13 protein-coding genes are annotated in these 16,959 nt (G+C 59.5%); 7 read left to right on the forward strand and 6 right to left on the reverse strand.

Going from position 1 to position 16,959, the window contains the following annotated elements; all coding sequences use genetic code 11:
* Positions 1-16: 16 nt before the first annotated feature.
* Positions 17-1,240, forward strand: coding sequence for an MFS transporter (locus OXR04_RS17040; RefSeq protein ID WP_046100760.1), 1,224 nt, complete (start codon positions 17-19; stop codon positions 1,238-1,240).
* A gap of 50 nt (positions 1,241-1,290) precedes the next feature.
* On the opposite strand, the gene OXR04_RS17045 is transcribed toward OXR04_RS17040, so the two are convergent.
* Positions 1,291-2,106 (reverse strand): TIM barrel protein, encoded by an 816-nt coding sequence (locus OXR04_RS17045; protein WP_167432111.1) that lies wholly within the window; start codon positions 2,104-2,106, stop codon positions 1,291-1,293.
* A 420-nt stretch (positions 2,107-2,526) separates the two neighbouring features.
* Here OXR04_RS17045 and OXR04_RS17050 point away from each other — a divergent pair, with 420 nt between their 5' ends.
* Both OXR04_RS17050 and iolB read left to right on the forward strand, forming a co-directional pair.
* Positions 2,527-4,032 (forward strand): CoA-acylating methylmalonate-semialdehyde dehydrogenase, encoded by a 1,506-nt coding sequence (locus OXR04_RS17050; protein WP_267372156.1) that lies wholly within the window; start codon positions 2,527-2,529, stop codon positions 4,030-4,032.
* A gap of 127 nt (positions 4,033-4,159) precedes the next feature.
* Positions 4,160-4,975 carry a 5-deoxy-glucuronate isomerase gene (gene iolB, locus OXR04_RS17055; protein ID WP_009087825.1) on the forward strand — a complete coding sequence of 272 codons (816 nt, stop codon included), beginning with the start codon at positions 4,160-4,162 and terminating at the stop codon, positions 4,973-4,975.
* A 76-nt stretch (positions 4,976-5,051) separates the two neighbouring features.
* Here the strand turns inward: iolB and OXR04_RS17060 are convergent, their stop codons facing one another.
* Together OXR04_RS17060 and iolC are read right to left on the reverse strand one after the other, a co-directional pair.
* Entirely contained in the window at positions 5,052-5,894 is an 843-nt protein-coding gene (locus OXR04_RS17060) for a MurR/RpiR family transcriptional regulator (RefSeq protein WP_009087824.1), read from the reverse strand.
* Between the two features lie 399 nt (positions 5,895-6,293).
* Positions 6,294-8,207 (reverse strand): 5-dehydro-2-deoxygluconokinase, encoded by a 1,914-nt coding sequence (iolC, locus tag OXR04_RS17065; protein WP_267372158.1) that lies wholly within the window; start codon positions 8,205-8,207, stop codon positions 6,294-6,296.
* A gap of 548 nt (positions 8,208-8,755) precedes the next feature.
* Here iolC and iolD point away from each other — a divergent pair.
* The 3 genes from iolD to iolE all read left to right on the forward strand — a co-directional run bounded on the left by iolD (position 8,756) and on the right by iolE (position 12,713).
* Positions 8,756-10,696 (forward strand): 3D-(3,5/4)-trihydroxycyclohexane-1,2-dione acylhydrolase (decyclizing), encoded by a 1,941-nt coding sequence (gene iolD / locus OXR04_RS17070; RefSeq protein ID WP_267372159.1) that lies wholly within the window; start codon positions 8,756-8,758, stop codon positions 10,694-10,696.
* 62 nt (positions 10,697-10,758) lie between these two features.
* A complete protein-coding gene (locus OXR04_RS17075) occupies positions 10,759-11,769 on the forward strand; it encodes a Gfo/Idh/MocA family oxidoreductase (RefSeq protein WP_009087818.1) in 1,011 nt (336 codons plus the stop codon).
* Between the two features lie 47 nt (positions 11,770-11,816).
* A complete protein-coding gene (gene iolE, locus OXR04_RS17080) occupies positions 11,817-12,713 on the forward strand; it encodes a myo-inosose-2 dehydratase (RefSeq protein ID WP_111207901.1) in 897 nt (298 codons plus the stop codon).
* A gap of 52 nt (positions 12,714-12,765) precedes the next feature.
* On the opposite strand, the gene OXR04_RS17085 is transcribed toward iolE, so the two are convergent.
* Entirely contained in the window at positions 12,766-13,320 is a 555-nt protein-coding gene (locus OXR04_RS17085) for a DcrB family lipoprotein (RefSeq protein WP_267372161.1), read from the reverse strand.
* 117 nt (positions 13,321-13,437) lie between these two features.
* On the reverse strand, positions 13,438-14,103 hold the full coding sequence (locus tag OXR04_RS17090; protein ID WP_111207859.1) for a 7-cyano-7-deazaguanine/7-aminomethyl-7-deazaguanine transporter: 666 nt from the start codon (positions 14,101-14,103) through the stop codon (positions 13,438-13,440).
* A 204-nt stretch (positions 14,104-14,307) separates the two neighbouring features.
* Between OXR04_RS17090 and tusA the strand changes: the two genes are divergently transcribed.
* Positions 14,308-14,559, forward strand: a complete 252-nt coding sequence (gene tusA, locus OXR04_RS17095) for a sulfurtransferase TusA (protein WP_009087811.1) — start codon at positions 14,308-14,310, stop codon at positions 14,557-14,559.
* Positions 14,560-14,613: 54 nt separating this feature from the next.
* On the opposite strand, the gene OXR04_RS17100 is transcribed toward tusA, so the two are convergent.
* A complete protein-coding gene (locus OXR04_RS17100; protein WP_267372163.1) occupies positions 14,614-16,902 on the reverse strand; it encodes a zinc/cadmium/mercury/lead-transporting ATPase in 2,289 nt (762 codons plus the stop codon).
* Positions 16,903-16,959 lie beyond the last annotated feature (57 nt).

Genomic DNA, 16,959 nt, shown 5'->3' on the forward strand with positions numbered 1-16,959 from the left:
ACGAGCGGGATCTCTTATGCCTGAACAGCCCACAGTGGAACCGGCCACCCCAACCGGCAACTTCCGTCTCACGCTGCTGATCCTCTCTATTGTGGCCTATAACTTTGCCAGCTATCTCACTATCGGTCTGCCGCTGGCGGTGCTGCCGGGATGGGTACATGACCAGCTGGGATTCAGCGCCTTCTGGGCGGGTGTGGTGATCAGCCTGCAGTATGTGGCGACGCTGCTGAGTCGCCCCCACGCCGGGCGTTACGCCGATCTCTGGGGACCAAAGAAGGTCGTGGTGATCGGGCTGGTGGGCTGCCTGATCAGCGGTCTCTGTATTCTGCTGGCGGCGCTGAGCGACTCGCCGATGACAAGCCTGACGCTGCTCTGTGCGGGACGGGTGATTCTGGGTCTGGGCCAGAGCTTTACCGGCACCGGCACCTCGTTATGGGGCGTTGCGCGGGTCGGTTCGCTGCATATTGGCCGGGTCATCTCCTGGAATGGCATCGTCACCTATGGCGCGATGGCGATTGGCGCGCCGCTCGGCGTGGTGATCTTCCGGGCGGGTGGCCTGCTCTGGCTGTCGCTGGTCATTGTCGCTATCTGCGTGGCGGGCATTGTCTGCGCCGTACCGCGTCCGGCCGTCAAAGCCAGCCGGGCCAGGCCGCTGCCGTTTCGTGCGGTGCTGGGAAAAATTGCCGGCTTTGGCGCGATACTGGCGATGGGCTCGGCGGGGTTCGGGGTTATCGCCACCTTTATTACGCTGTTCTATCAGGATAAAGGCTGGGAGGGTGCCGCCTTTGCCCTCTCCCTGTTCAGTGCCGCCTTTGTTGGCACGCGCCTGCTGTTCCCGAATGCCATTAACCGCCACGGCGGCCTGCGCGTTGCCAGCCTCTGCCTGGCGGCGGAAGCTGCCGGACTCTTTCTGGTCGCGGCGGCGGGCGACCCCTGGATGGCAAAAGCGGGCGCGTTTCTGACCGGCGCCGGTTTTTCGCTGGTCTTCCCTGCGCTGGGAGTCGTCGCGGTGAAGGTGGTGCCGCAGCAGAATCAGGGCAGTGCGCTGGCGACTTACACCGCGTTTATGGATCTGTCGCTGGGCATTACCGGGCCGATCGCCGGATTTATCATGAACTATGCAGGCGTGTCGCAGGTGTATCTGCTCACGGCGCTGCTGGTCTGCGTTGCGTTTGTCTGCACGCTGCGCCTGCAACGGCGTCAGGCGCTGTCACCGGCAGCCGACGAGACTGCGCCGTAAAACGCGCCCGGGCGGGCCAGCCATCTTTTCAGCGCCTGCCAACACCGGGTTCAGGCCTGCAGCAGTTCAATACTGTGGCGGATCTGCCGTTCCGTTTCATCCGGTGTCCAGCTGTTGAGCTGGCTTGAGAAGGGCTCAAAGGCGTAGATCCCCTTATAGCCCAGCATCTCCAGCCGTTTAACCTGCACGACGCTGTTCAGCACATCGCTGTCACTCAGCATAATGCGCTCCTCATCGGTCAGCTCAGCGGTGGGCCGACGATCTTCCACGCCCGACAGGTGCACCAGCCCAATCTGTTGCACGTCGACACCCGTTAGGAACTCCTCTTCCGCCTTTTCATAGAGATGGTGATGGAAGGTATCCAGCACCAGCTTAAAGGGTACGCCTGCGGCGGCGATGAGTCGCTGCGCCTCTGCGGCCGAGCGCAGTGAGCTGACCGGGAATCCCAGCGGCTCCACCAGCCCCTGAATGCCATAGTGTTCAAAGCGCGGCGCCAGCTGCTGTATCGCCGCCTGCGTCTCCTGAGGCGACAGGGCAATCCCCTCATTCAGTGGACACATCACCAGCGCCTTCGCACCCGTCTGCTGTGCGGTCTGCAGCAACAGCTCTGCGCGGGTCAGCAGATCGTCATCAATACGGTTAAACGGATAGAGCGCATTAATGGTGACGATATCAATCTGATATCTGTCGGTCAGGGCGCGCAGCTGGTCGGGCGTCAGATCGTCTGTCACGCTGCCACCCGGCATGTCATTACGCAACTCAACCTTGCTCAGCCCCAGGCGATGAACCAGCTGAAAAAAGGCCTCCAGCGAGAGCCGGGGAGCAATTTTGCGGTTGATACAGAAACGGGTCGGATCGATAGCCATGTGATTACCCCGAAACAGAAGAAGATTACGACTAAAGAAAACATTTATTTCATTAATAGTGAATTATGAAATAGAGATTATTGGATCTGCCTCGCATTAATTTCATATTTCGTTTCAGCCGGGTGCTGCCTCGCGGGGTTTATCCCGCAGAGAACCGCGCCGTGATGGTCTTAAGCCGCGCCTGCCGGGCTGGGGATTGCGGCAATGGGCGCTCTCCGGACGTCAGGAGCGCGCCAGGCGCAAGCCGACGGAGAAAATGCGATCTGTGCCGCTAAAAGCAAATCTTCCAAAAAGAATTATTTGAAAAATTTATTCCAATGCAATAGCTTCATAGCACGCTTTCAGCTTTGCCTGGTCAGGCAGCGCGGCAGGTCGCATGGTTCGTCTGCAGGGAACTTAACCATCTAATGAGGCAACATCATGACAATCACAGGTAACTTTATTGGCGGCAAAATTACGTTCAGCGCCAGCAACGAAACCATTCCTGTTTACGACCCGGCAACCGGCAAAGTGGTACGTGAACTGACGCAGAGTACCGCCGATGAAGTGGTTCAGGCGATTGGCGTCGCACATGCGGCCTTTGCCGAATGGTCGAAAACCTCGCCCCTGCGCCGGGCCCGTGTCCTGTTCAACTTTAAGGCCCTGATGGAGCAGCATCGTGACGAGCTGGCGGCGCTGATTGTTTCTGAGCATGGCAAAGTCTGGTCTGATGCGCTGGGTGAACTGACGCGTGGCATTGAAGTGATCGAGTTTGCCTGCGGCATCCCGCACCTGCTGAAAGGCGAATACTCCCCTAACGTCGGCGGCGGCGTTGACAGCTATTCGCTGATGCAGCCGGTCGGCGTCGTGGCGGGCATTACGCCGTTTAACTTCCCGGCGATGGTGCCGCTCTGGATGTTTCCGATCGCACTGGCCTGCGGCAACACCTTTGTCCTCAAGCCACCGGCACTGGACCCCTCGGCGTCTGTGCGGATGGCTGAACTGCTGACCGAGGCGGGCCTGCCTGATGGGGTCTTCAACGTGGTGCACAGCTCAAATGAAGACGCGGAGCAGCTCTACAAAGATCCGCGTATCGCCGCCGTCAGCTTTGTCGGTTCCTCCGGCGTGGCTGAGCACATCTACAAAACCGCCAGCGCGCATGGCAAACGGGTGCAGGCGTTTGGCGCGGCGAAAAACCACGCCATCGTGATGCCGGATGCCGATCTGGATGCCACCGTCAACGCCATCATGGGCGGTGCCTTTGGTTCTGCCGGTGAACGCTGCATGGCGCTGCCGGTCGTGGTCGCCGTGGGCGATGATACCGCCGACAAGCTGATTGCCCGCCTGACCCCGCTGGTGCAGGCACTGCGCATCGGCCCCGGTATGAATCAGGGGGCTCTGGAGAATGAGATGGGGCCGGTGGTTTCAGCGGCGCACCAGAAGAAGGTGCTGGGCTACATCGACAAAGGCGAACAGGAAGGCGCGAAGCTGGTGGTCGATGGGCGTCATGTCCAGGTCGAAGGGCATGCTGAGGGATACTACGTCGGCGGCACGCTGTTTGATAACGTCACCTCTGACATGGTGATCTGGCGTGAAGAGATTTTTGGTCCGGTGCTGAGCATCATGCGCGCGGCGGATTACGACAGTGCGCTGCAGCTGGTTAACAGCCATGAGTTTGGCAACGGCAGCGCCATTTTTACCAGCAACGGTCACACCGCGCGTGACTTTGTGCAGAACGTTGAAGCGGGCATGGTGGGCGTCAACGTGCCGGTTCCGGTGCCGATGGCATTCCACAGCTTTGGCGGCTGGAAGCGCTCGGTGTTTGGCGCGCTCAACGTGCACGGGCCGGATGGCGTGCGCTTCTACACCCGCATGAAAACCGCCACCGTGCGCTGGCCATCCGGTCAGCAGACCGTGTCTGAATTCAGTATGCCGACCTTAGGCTGATTTATTTCCACGCTGGCAGGATGCGCGACCGGCAGATCACTCTGCCGGTCTTTCTGTTCGCAGGCGGGCTGCACGTCACGCCCGCGCGGCAACTGCAGCGACAACCGTGACAGAGAGGAGGATCAGGATGTCTTTACTGTCGAAAGCCCAGGCCCCTGATGCGCAGGGTCGTATTCAGCATGTGACGCCTGAACGCGCCGGCTGGCGCTATGTCGGGTTTGATGCTTATCTGCTGAAAAAAGGGGAAACCCTGCACCTTACCAGCGGGGATAAAGAGCTCTGTCTGGTGCTGGTGGCCGGACTCGCCTCGGTGAAAACCCGTCACGCGGCGTTTCCCGGGATTGGTCAGCGCATGTCGCCCTTTGAGCGCGTGCCGCCTTACTCCGTTTATGTGCCGCACGATGATGAGGTGGTGGTTTACGCGGACAGCGATCTGGAGCTGGCGGTCTGCAGCGCGCCCGGTCACGGGCATCTGCCTGCACGACTGATTACGCCCGCGGACGTGGGCGTTGAGCATCGCGGCAAAGGGCGCAATCAGCGTCTGGTGCACAATATTCTGCCCGATGACAAACCGGCTGACAGCCTGCTGGTGGTCGAGGTTTATACCAATGAGGGCGACACCAGCTCTTACCCCAGCCACAAGCATGATGAAGAGAGTGAAAACGAAACCCTTCTGGAAGAAACCTACTATCACCGTTTCGATCCGGAACCCGGCTTCGCCATGCAGCGCGTTTATACCGACGATCGCTCACTGGATGCCTGTATGGCACCTTACAATCGCGATGTGGTGATGGTGCCGCGCGGCTATCACCCGGTTGCGACGCTGGCGGGATACAACAACTACTATCTGAACGTGATGGCGGGGCCTGTGCGGCTGTGGAAGTTTACCTGGGAGAAAGATCACGCCTGGGTGAACAGCGAGAATTATCCGCGTAACACCTAGCCTACGGCGGCGTCAGAAAAGCAGTCTCTCAGCTATAAGGGCAGCGGGTCACGCTGCCCTTTTTTGCGCCCTGAAATCAGCTGGTGCCGGCGTTGTTGAGCGCCAGCGACACAGCCAGCGTCTGCGCCAGGCAGAGAGAGGCAACCTGCGAACGGAAGCCATCCACCTGGGCTTCACGCACCACAAAGCAGACGTCGCTGAAGGCGGCCAGCGGACTGACCTGGCTGTCGGTAATCGCAATCTGATGTGCGCCGCGTCGGGCGCCCATCTCCACCACTTCGACCGCTTCACGCGCATAGGGTGAATAGCTGATGGCAATCACCACATCTTTAGGGTTAACGAGGCTGAGCTGCTCGGTAAACATCCCGCCCAGGCCATCAATCAAAAACGCGCGCCGCTCCAGATGACGCAGCGCGTAGACCAGATAGGAGGCGACGCTGAAGGAGCGGCGCAGGCCAATCACATAGATGTTCTCTGCCTCGCTCAGCAGTTTTACCGCCTTGTTCAGCTGTTCAGGATTCACCTGCATCGCCAGCTGCTGCAGCGCCTGGCTGTTTACCATCGTAAAGACGTTGAGGATCTCCGACGGGCTCTCAGGGGCGCTGGCGTTGTCATCGGTGGATGTCTGACGGAACAGACGTGCACGCTCGGTGTAGTTGACCGTCTCTTCCATCAGGTGCTGACGAAAAACCTGTTTCATTTCGTTGAAACCGCTGAAGCCAAAAGCATTAGCAAAGCGAATCAGGGTAGAGGGGGGCACATCGGCCTGCTGGGCAATCGAGGCGACGGTATCAAACGCAATACTGTTACTGTTATCAAGAATGTAGCGCGCAACCTGTTTAAGACGTTTGCTCAGCGTTTCGTAGCGGCGACGAATATCGTCCTGCAACAGAGAAAGTTGGGTGGGATTATTGTTCATCACTTCTGCCCGAATAATTAGAATAATGGCTGTATAATGAGCGCTATAGTATCAGATGGATGGAAAATTTCATTTGTTTGCGTCAATCGTGCGGTTTATTTCATGGCTTTATGAAATGGTTCACAGATTGGCTTGAGAGCCCGGTACGCGCTTCTTCACAGGCGATAAGCGGGTGAAAACCGGCGTTAAATATCTGTGGCGGGTGAGAAATGCGGTCAGGATCTATCTGGCAACAACGCATCAGCCAGATGAGCCGGGAACACGGTCAGAAGAGGAAAGCGTCCCGCGTCAGGGATGACGCGGGCCGAGCATGCCATGGATGGCGGGTGTCGCGTCTTTCCGATCTGACCGTGTTCCCGGCGTCTGCACTTTCTCAAAGCGGCTTTTAGCAGAACAGCATCAGGCGCGCGCCGCGCGCCAGTATTCAATCAGCCGCAGATAGTTACCTTTGACGCGCGCAATCAGCGCCTGATCGTCCAGTTCCCCCTGCAGCCACTCGCGTGAAGGCTGACCAAAAATAGTCCGGCCCACCGCAAAGCCTTTTACCCAGGGTGCACTGGCCGCCGCGGCAAAGCCCGCTTTCAGCGTCTCTTCGGGCGCATCCAGACCCAGTAGCAGAATGCCGCGACAGTACGGGTCCTGCTGCTCAATCAGCGTGCCGATCGCCTCCCAGCACGCTGCAGACAGCGGCGGCAGTTTCCACCAGTCAGGCTGGATGCCCAGAGAATAAAAATGGCGCAGAATGTCCACGTAATGCGCTTCATTCCTGTCCGGATTGCTCTCAGGCAGGATCACTTCCAGCAGCAGCTCATGGCCGCTTTTGTTACAGCCCTGCCAGACATCGAGTATCAGGTCATCCTGCTCTTTGCGCAGTTCTGCGCTGTCGTGAGGATGGTAAAACACCAGACACTTCACCACATGCTCAGCGGGCCAATCGATCAGCTGCGAACCGATATTGCCATGCTCCAGACGCAGCGGACGTGAGCCGGGCTGCTCAATCGGACGGCCAATCCACCACTGCTTACCGGTAATCGCATTCAGCGCTTTCTGCCCGTAGGTGGTATCCGCCAGAATCCCGCTTTTATTCTCTAACCCCGCCTCTTCGGCAGCCTGCTGAGCAGCTTTCAGCAGCAGCAGCTTCAGCGGCGGGATCCGGCTGGCCTCCACGCCCGCCTCCTGTGCCATCTCCGCCAGCTGCTTGCGGTGGTCAAAGGCAAAAACATTCAGCTCCGGCCACTGCTGTTTGCGGGTGGTGACCCGGTGCAGATGATTCAGACGGCTGTCGAGATCGGGGCGCTTCACTGCATCGTCGCGGCTCAGGAAATCATCCAGTTCGGCTTTGGTCGGCATGGCGGGTGCACAACCGTGGCGTGAGACTACCAGCGCCCCACAGGCATTGGCGTAACGGCACGCCTGCTCCCAGCCTTCATCATTCAGCCAGCCGCGCAGCAGTCCCGACATAAAGGCGTCACCTGCACCCAGCACGTTGAGCACGTCGACACGCACGCCGGTGTGCAGGCGGGTCTCTTCCCAGCTATCCGGGATCGCTCCCTCAAACACCACGCAACCCAGCGGACCGCGTTTGCAGACCAGCGTCGCCTGACTCGCCTGACGCACATTTTTCAGCGCGGTCAGGGTGTCCGTGCTGCCACCGGCGATGTGAAACTCCTCTTCGGTGCCCACGATCAGATCGAAATAGTGCACCACTTCCTGCAACTGCTGCGTCACCTGGGAGGATTCAATGAAACGCGTTTCACCGTCACCCGGCGAGGTCAGCCCCCACAATACCGGGCGGTAATCGATATCCAGCGCGGTGCGAAGGCCGTTCTGGCGGGCAATCTGCAGCGCTTTCAGCACCGCTTCACGGGTCTGCGGGTGGGAGAGGTGGGTGCCGGTCACCGCCACGGCGCGGGCTGAGGTAATGAAAGCCTCATCCACGTCATCCGGCACCAGGCCCATATCCGCGCAGTTATCGCGGTAGAAAATCAGCGGAAAAGTCTCTTCATCTTTGATGCCGAGGATCACCAGCGCGGTCAGGCGCTGCGGATCGGTAATCAGCGCATCCGTATTACAGCCGACGCGCTGCAGTTCTTCACGCAGAAAGCGGCCATTGTGCTCATCCCCGACCCGCGCCAGCATGGCCGATTTCAGCCCCTGAATCGCGGTGCCATAGGCGACGTTGCCTGACGATCCGCCCAGATACTTCGCAAAGGAGGTGACATCTTCCAGCCGTGCTCCAATCTGCTGACCATAAAAATCAACGGCAATACGCCCGATACAAATCACATCAAGCGGCTTCTGTTGTGCATTCATACCTGTGGTTTCCTTCTGTGACTGGCAGAGCCGGCGGGCAAAACGCGCGACGTCAGATGCGCGTTGCGTTCGGGTCTGTAAGAGCCTGACTGGCGATGAAGGCAGTATGAGGAATAAAAATTCCACATTCAATGCGAAATGAAATATCCATCGCAAATTTGTGAACCAGGTAAAAATCCTGAATCTCCTCTCTCGGCCTGCTTGCTGAGAGGATGATGCCCGCTGCAGCGGGGGTGTAAAGGCGAACGCACCTGCTGGCGTGCCGTTCAGCCAGGCGGTGGCAACGGAATGAATTTTTTTATCGTACCCGGCTCATGGCTAAACGTTCCGCTTTTCACCCTCGCGACAGCCCGCCAGGGCTGACGCAGCGGCTAAATTTGATCTCACTCGCAAAATGAAATGTTTCTTCTGTAAGCGTGTTTTATGAAAAATATATTTGTTTATAATCGCCTCACGTTTCAGTTATTCCGGTCGCCTTTTCCGCCGATGACAGCGCCTGGCGCGGTGTTACGGGAGTTGGGGTCCGCCAGCATGTAAAGGAAAAGCATATGGGCACAATCAGACTGACCACGGCACAGGCGCTGGTTAAATTTCTGGATAACCAGTTCATTGATGTTGATGGCACTGAGACGAAATTCGTCAAAGGCATCTTCGCCATCTTCGGTCATGGCAACGTGCTGGGGCTGGGCCAGGCGCTGGAACAGGATAGCGGCGATCTGGTGGTCTGGCAGGGGCGTAATGAGCAGGGGATGGCCCATGCCGCTACGGGCTTTGCCCGCCAGTCGCTGCGCCGGCAGATTATCGCCTGCAGTTCGTCAGTGGGACCGGGTGCGGCCAACATGATCACCGCCGCGGGTACCGCGACGGCCAACCGCATTCCTCTGCTGCTGCTGCCCGGCGACGTCTTCGCCACGCGCCAGCCCGATCCGGTGCTGCAACAGATTGAACAGAGCTACGACCTCAGCATCAGCACCAACGATGCGTTCCGCGCGGTCAGCAAATACTGGGACCGCGTCAGCCGTCCGGAGCAGCTGATGTCCGCCTGTATTAACGCCATGCGGGTGCTGACCGATCCCGCTGAAACCGGTGCGGTTACCCTGTCGCTGCCGCAGGATGTGCAGGGCGAAGCCTGGGATTACCCCGACTACTTCTTCCAGAAACGGGTGCACCGGCTCGATCGCCGCCTGCCCGTCGCCGCGCAGCTGGCGGATGCGCTGACCCTGATTTCCCGCAAGCGTAAACCGCTCATTATCTGCGGCGGCGGGGTGAAATATTCTGAAGCGGGTGAGGCGCTGCGCCAGTTTGCCGAGCGCTATCAGATCCCCTTTGCGGAAACCCAGGCGGGCAAGGGTACGCTGGTTTCTGACCATCCGCTGAATGTCGGCGGCGTCGGTGAAACCGGCTCGCTGGCCGCTAACCTGCTGGCGAAAGAGGCCGATTTAGTGATCGGCATCGGCACCCGCTATACCGACTTCACTACCGCCTCCAAATGGATTTTCCGTCATCCTGATGTCAGCTTCCTGAACATCAACGTCAGCAACTTCGACAGCTACAAGCTGGATGGCGTGCAGCTGCTGGCCGATGCCCGTGAGGGGCTGACGGCGCTCACCGCCGGGCTGGGATCACAGCACTACAGTAACGACTGGGGCAGCCAGATTGAAGAGGCGCAGAGCCAGCTGCTGAAAGAGACGCAGCGCGTCTATCAGGTGGCCTGGCATGATGGCGACTTTGTGCCGGAGATTGCGGATCATCTCGACCGCGACGCGGTGTTTGCTGAGTTTAACCAGCTGACCCACTCCTGGCTGACGCAGAGCAGCGTGCTTGGCACCCTGAATGAACAGCTGCCCAATGAGGCGGTGGTGGTGGCGGCGGCGGGCAGCCTGCCGGGTGACCTGCAGCGCGTCTGGCGCACCAAAGATTACAACGCCTACCACGTCGAATATGGCTACTCCTGCATGGGCTATGAGGTCAATGCCGCGCTGGGCGTGAAGCTCGCTCAGCCGCAGCGTGAGGTCTATGCGCTGGTCGGGGATGGCTCCTTCATGATGCTGCACTCCGAACTGGTTACCTCCATTCAGGAGGGGGCGAAGATCAACGTGGTGCTGCTGGATAACATGACCAACGGCTGCATCAATAACCTGCAGATGGAACATGGCATGGACAGCTTCACCACCGAGTTCCGCTTCCGCAACCCGGAAGGGGGCAGGCTCGATGGCGGCTTTATCCCGGTCGATTTCGCTGCGATTGCCGCAGGCTATGGCTGTAAGACCTACCGGGTTACCACGCTTGAAGAGCTCAGGGCGGCGCTGGAAGATGCCCGCACCCAAACGATTTCTACCCTTATCGACATCAAAGTGCTGCCAAAAACCATGATCCACAAATATTTCAGCTGGTGGCATGTCGGGGTGGCGCAGGCTTCGCAGACCGAACGCGCCCAGGCGGTAGCGGACAAGCTCAATACGCATCTCGGCCAGGCGCGAAAATATTAATTTCAGGGCCGTATCGCGGCCCGTTTTCCTCTTCTCCGTACGAACCCTACACAGGTGTAATTATGACTTTGAAACTTGGCGTCATCGGTACAGGTGCAATCGGTCAGGAACATATTCGTCGCTGCAGCCACGTGCTGCAGGGGGCACAGGTGGTGGCGGTCTCTGACATTAATGTCGAGGGTGCGCGTGCCGCCCTGCAGCGCCTGAACATTGAAGCGGAGGTTTTCCAGAACGGTCACGACGTGATTCAGTCACCGGATGTCGAGGCGGTGCTGGTCACCTCATGGGACCCTACCCATGAAGAGTTCACCCTGGCGGCGATTGCCGCCGGAAAGCCGGTGTTCTGCGAGAAGCCGCTGGCGATGAGTGCCGAAGGCTGCCGCCGGGTGGTGGAGGCGGAGATGAAGGCGGGAAAACGGCTGGTGCAGGTCGGCTTTATGCGGCCTTACGATGCAGGCTACCGCGCGCTGAAAAAAGTGATCACCGATGGCGATATTGGTGAGCCGCTGATGCTGCACTGCGCGCACCGCAACCCGACGGTGCCGGAGAACTACACCACGCCGATGGCGATCACCAACACCCTGATCCATGAGCTGGATGTGCTGCGCTGGCTGACAAATGATGACTACAAAACGGTGCAGGTGGTCTTCCCGCGCGTCACATCGAAGACGCATGGGCAGCTGAAAGATCCACAGATTGTTCTGTTCGAAACCCGGAAAGGGGTGCGCATCGACGTCGAGATTTTTGTGAACTGCGCCTACGGCTACGACATCCAGTGTGAAGTAGTGGGGGAGGAGGGCATTGCGCGTCTGCCCGAACCCTCCTCCGTGCAGCTGCGCAAAGAGGCGCGCCTGTCGAACACGATCCTGGTCGACTGGAAAGATCGTTTTATCGAGGCGTATGACGTGGAGCTGCAGGCCTTTATTAATGACATCAGAGCAGGCCAGCTGACCGGTCCTTCGGCCTGGGATGGTTTTGCCGCCTCGGTAGCCGCCGATGCCTGCATCAAAGCGCAGAACAGCGGGGCGATTGAGCCGGTAGAGATGCCGCCACGTCCTGATTTCTATCGCTGATTCAGCTCTGTATGCGGCCTCGCCGCGCTCCGTCCGGGAATAAGATGATGAACAAAGAAAAAGTGAAACTGGCGATCGCGCCGATTGGCTGGACCAACGATGACATGCCGGATCTCGGCCATGAAAACACCTTTCAGCAGACCGTCAGTGAGATGGCGCTGGCGGGCTTTACCGGCAGCGAAGTGGGCAGTAAATACCCGCGCGATCCGGCGATCCTGAAACCGATGCTCGATATCCGCGGCATCGAAATCTGCAACGCCTGGTTCAGTACCTTCTTCGCCAACGGCGATAAAGCAAAAACCATCGATGAGTTCATCAATCACATGAACTTTCTCCATGCAATGGGGGCGCGGGTGATTGGCTGTTCTGAGCAGAGTAAAAGTATTCAGGGCACCCCGCTGGCGGTGTTTGAGCAGAAACCCATTTTCAGTGATGAGGAGTGGCAGTTAACGGCCGACGGCTACAACGAACTGGCACGCCTCGCAGCAGAGAAGGGGATGCGCGTCACGCTGCATCACCATATGGGCACCGGCATTCAGACCACCGAAGAGATTGACCGCTTTATGGCCATGACTGACGATCGGGTCGGATTGCTCTATGACACCGGCCACATCTACTACTCCGAGGGGTCACAGCAGCAGATGCTGGCGGTGCTGGAGAACTATCTGCCGCGCATCTTCCATGTTCATCTCAAGGATGTACGTGATGAGGTGGTCGCGGCGGTTCGCGAGAATCATCTCTCCTTCCTGGAGGGGGTGAAAAAGGGCACGTTCACCGTTCCGGGCGATGGCGTAATCGACTTTAAGCCGGTGTTTAAAATTCTGGATGAGTATGGCTATCAGGGCTGGATGGTCGTGGAAGCGGAGCAGGATCCGGCACTGGCCAATCCGTTTGAATATGCGGTCAAAGCGCGAAAATATATTCGTGAGAATGCGGGGTTATAAACAGCTCTGAGAATGCTGGCCTCCCTGCAATGCAGAGAGGCCAGCGATCGGCTTATTTCAGCGAGATGCTCTTCACGATGTTGTCAGCATCGCTCTGCGCCTGCTGCTGATTATCGCCTGGCAGCGTAATCTGCAGCGTCACCAGCTTGCCGTCGACCTTCGCCAGCACCACCGAGGACCATGAGGTCTGGTTATTGGCAGAGATCACCGTATCCAGCTGCTGAGCAGGCTGATCTTTCAGCGTTACCGCTTTGTTCGACACCACCTGCAGCTGCGGGTCGAGGTTACGCTGCTGCTGCTCCATACGCTGCGACAGTACATCCAGCGCTTCGCTGGTCGGCTCACCGGCAATCACGATGATGGCGCGGGCTCCGGTTTCATCCGCATAGACATGCATATTGGTCGTCTGCGAACCCAGTTTGCCGCTTTTGTCTGACATGCCTGGCGGCAGTGAGAAGCTCAGTTTGCCATCCATCAGCGTCACGGTTTGCGCCGACTGACTGGCGCTGACGCCGTTGTCATTCGCCGCGTCATCTTTCTTCTGATCGCAGGCCGCTAAGCCCAGAACCAGTAAGCCCATTCCTACATATTTCACCAGGTTACGCATCAGAATCCCTTTTTAAATTTCCGGTCAGGCATCAGTACAACAGGAATCAGGCTGCAAACGCAACCTGATGATTGTCAGAAGATCTTAGCGGGTAATGGCGGAAAAATGTATGGCGGATTAGCCGAAATTTACCTGGCGGGCAGTCTGGCGCTCAGCCAGACGTTTCAGCGCGGCGTTAAGCAGCACACCGTAAGCGGGCAGGAAGAAGACCATGCAGATCAGCACCTTGAAGCTGTAATCCACCAGCGCAATCTCCACCCAGTGCTGCGCCATAAACGCATCGGGACTTTTATAAAAGGCGATAAAGAAGAAGGCCAGCGTATCGCTGATATTTCCCAGGAACATGGCGCAGCCCGGTGCGACCCACCACTGCGGCAGGCGGCGCAGGCGGTTGAAGACGTGAACGTCGAGGATCTGCCCCAGCGCGTAGGCCATAAAGCTGGCGCAGGCGATGCGGGCCACGAACAGGTTCATCTCTTTCAGTGCCTGCCAGCCCTGCCACTCTCCCTGATAAAACAGCGACGAAACGCCGTAAGAGATAAACAACGCCGGGATCATCACCGCCAGGATAATACGACGGGCCAGCGGTGCGCCAAAAATACGCACGGTGAGATCGGTCGCCAGGAAGATAAACGGGAAGCTGAACGCGCCCCACGTGGTGTGGAAGCCAAAGACAGAAACAGGCAGCTGAACCAGGTAGTTGCTCGATGTGATCACCAGCAGGTGAAACAGCGACAACCAGAAAAGCGCATGCATGCGCTGACGCGAAGAAAATGCGAGCATAGTCAACCTTTTTAATGTTGGGGTGAGGGAACCCATTGCGGGACACCGTTCGGGCGGTGCCAGGCAGTTTTATGAGCAAAAAGCGGCGGCATATTACCGCGTTGTGCTTTTTATGCAATGGTTAATTTTAGCGCAATCGTTATCGCCTTGCGTCACGGTCAGCACGCGCTAGAATGAGCGCCCCTGACCTGAAGCGAGTTGAATATGAGCGATCTTTTTTCCTCTGCCGACCATCAGCTGGATGCCCGCGGCCTGCGTTGCCCGGAGCCGGTAATGATGGTGCGCAAAACCGTACGTGGCCTGCAGGAGGGTGAGACCTTACTGATCATCGCCGACGATCCCGCCACAACCCGCGATATTCCCGGCTTTTGCCGCTTTATGGAACATGGTCTGCTGGCGCAGCAGACGGAGACGCTGCCCTATCAGTTTCTGATCCGCAAAGGGATGGCGGGATAACCCCAGCCGCACCGGCCGCTGTTATCCCCCGCCCTTCAGGCTGGCGCCGCGCGCTCAGTCGCGGTGGCGCAGCAGGCGCAGCGCGTTGGCCGTCACCAGCGCGGTCGCACCGGAATCCGCCAGCACCGCCAGCCAGAGTCCGGTCAGGCCCAGCAGGGTCGTGACCAGAAAAATCGCCTTCAGGCCCAGCGCAATGCCGATATTCTGACGGATAATGCGGCGTGTCCGGCGCGCCAGCGCAATCATCGGGGCCAGCTGCGTGAGCTGATTCCGCGTCAGCGCCGCATCGGCCGCCTCCAGTGCCACATCGGTGCCGCTGCCCATGGCAATGCCCAGCGTTGCTGCTTTCATTGCCGGTGCATCATTGATGCCATCCCCGACCATCGCCAGCGGCTGCTGCTGACTCAGCTCACGGATAGCGGCCACTTTATCGGCGGGCAGCAGGCTGGCGCGATAATCGATCCCCAGCTCGCGGGCGAGCGTCGCGGCGGCGCGCGGGTTATCGCCGGTCAGCATCAGGCTCTCAATGCCGAGCCGGTTCAGCCCCTGAATGGCCGCCACTGCATCGCTGCGCAGCCGATCGCGCAATGCCAGCGCACCCAGCGCCTCACCGTCGCGCATCAGCACCACCAGGGTGTTACCTTCCTCCTCCTGCTGTGAAATCTGCCTGCGCTGCTGTGCGGTCAGCCCTGGCGCATGAGCGGGCGTCAGCAGTTCAATCTGCTGATCTGCTACCCGGGCCCGGATGCCGCGTCCGGCCAGAACCTGCTGATCCCGTGCATCCGGCATCGGCAGATGACGCGCCTGGGCGGCCGCCACAATGGCGCTGGCCAGCGGATGGGTCGCTCCCTGTTCGGCTGCGGCGCTCAGCGCCAGCATCTCCGCTTCACTGGTCGTGCCAAACCGCAGGATCTGCGTCAGCTGCGGTTTGCCCGGCGTCAGGGTGCCGGTTTTATCAAACGCGACTCTGCGCAGCGAACTCAGCCGCTCCAGCGCCGCGCCGCCTTTGATCAGCGCACCCTGCCGTGCTGCTGCCGCCAGCCCGGAGGTAATGGCCGCAGGGGTGGAGATCACCAGCGCACAGGGACAGCCGATCAGCAGCAGGGTCAGGCCTTTGTAGATCCACGGCTGCCAGTCGCCTGCGCCGAGCAGGGGCGGCCCCACCATCACCAGCAGCGACAGCAGCATCACCAGCGGCGTGTAGAAACGACTGAACTGGTCGATAAAGCGCTCGACCGGGGCACGGTGTGTCTCCGCCTCTTCAATCAGCTGCAGGATACGGTCAATAGCGCTTTCACCCGGTTCCGACACCACTTCCAGCTCTACCTGGCGATCCACGCTGGTGGCACCGGCGGGAATCGTTTCGCCGCTGGCTCGCGTGACCGGCAGTGACTCACCGGTCAGCGCGCTCTCATCGAAGCTGGCGAGCGGGCTGATTAACCGGCCGTCGACCGGCAGTCGGCTGCCCGCCGCCACTTCAATCCGATCGCCGGGGCGCAGCGCCGCGAGGGGAACTTCCGTGCGCTGACCCTGTTGCAGGCGGATCGCAGATTCAGGCCGTAACGCCATCAGGCGGGTCACCCCACTGCGCGCTCTGGCGGCGGCATAGCCTTCCAGCTGTTCACCCAGCTGAAACAGCAGCAGCACCATCGCCGCTTCGGCGTGGGCGCCAATGATCAGCGCGCCCGCCGACGCCAGCGTCATTAATGTTTCGATGGTAAACGGCGAACCGCTGCGCAGGCGCTGCCATGCGCCGCGTGCCACCGGCGCCAGCCCGATGAGCGTGGTCAGCACAAACAGCCGATCGCCCCAGGCCGGCGCGAACTGGCCGAGAACGCTGCTGAGCAGCACCAGCAGCGCCAGTAAAAGCAGCATCCGGTTTTGCTGCCAGCCCGGACGGGCGGCGGGAGTGACTGAGGAGGCTGATGAGGCCGTCAGCTCAAATCCGGCTTTTCTGACCGCCTGTTCAACGGCGTTCCGGACATCCTGGCTGGCGCTGACGACGAGCTTCTCACTGCTGAACAGGACGCGGGCGTCGGTGACGCCGCTTATCTGGCGCACGGCCGTCTCAATGGTGCGGGCGCAGCCGGGGCAATCCATCCCGCTGACCTGCCAGCTAAAGGGGTAACCGGCGTCTCGCCGGTCGCTTTCCTCTGCGGCGTCGGCCTCCGTGCCAGGGCTGCTGTTGCTTTCACAGCAGCAGCCTGCCGTATCAGCCGTTACGGGTGTCGCAGCATGAACAGAAAGGGAGAGGGGACGGGCCTGGCGAACCTGGCACAGCGGTTTTGCTGCAGCGTGACTGGCACGGGGTTTGCCACAGCCACAGGCGTGATGTTGGTGCATATGACCTCCGGAGCGTAAGAAGAGCGGGATGAGCCATGCAGCTCATCCCTTACCCTA

Source organism: Pantoea sp. GM_Pan_3, assembly GCF_026541045.1.
Classification (GTDB): domain Bacteria; phylum Pseudomonadota; class Gammaproteobacteria; order Enterobacterales; family Enterobacteriaceae; genus Pantoea; species Pantoea anthophila.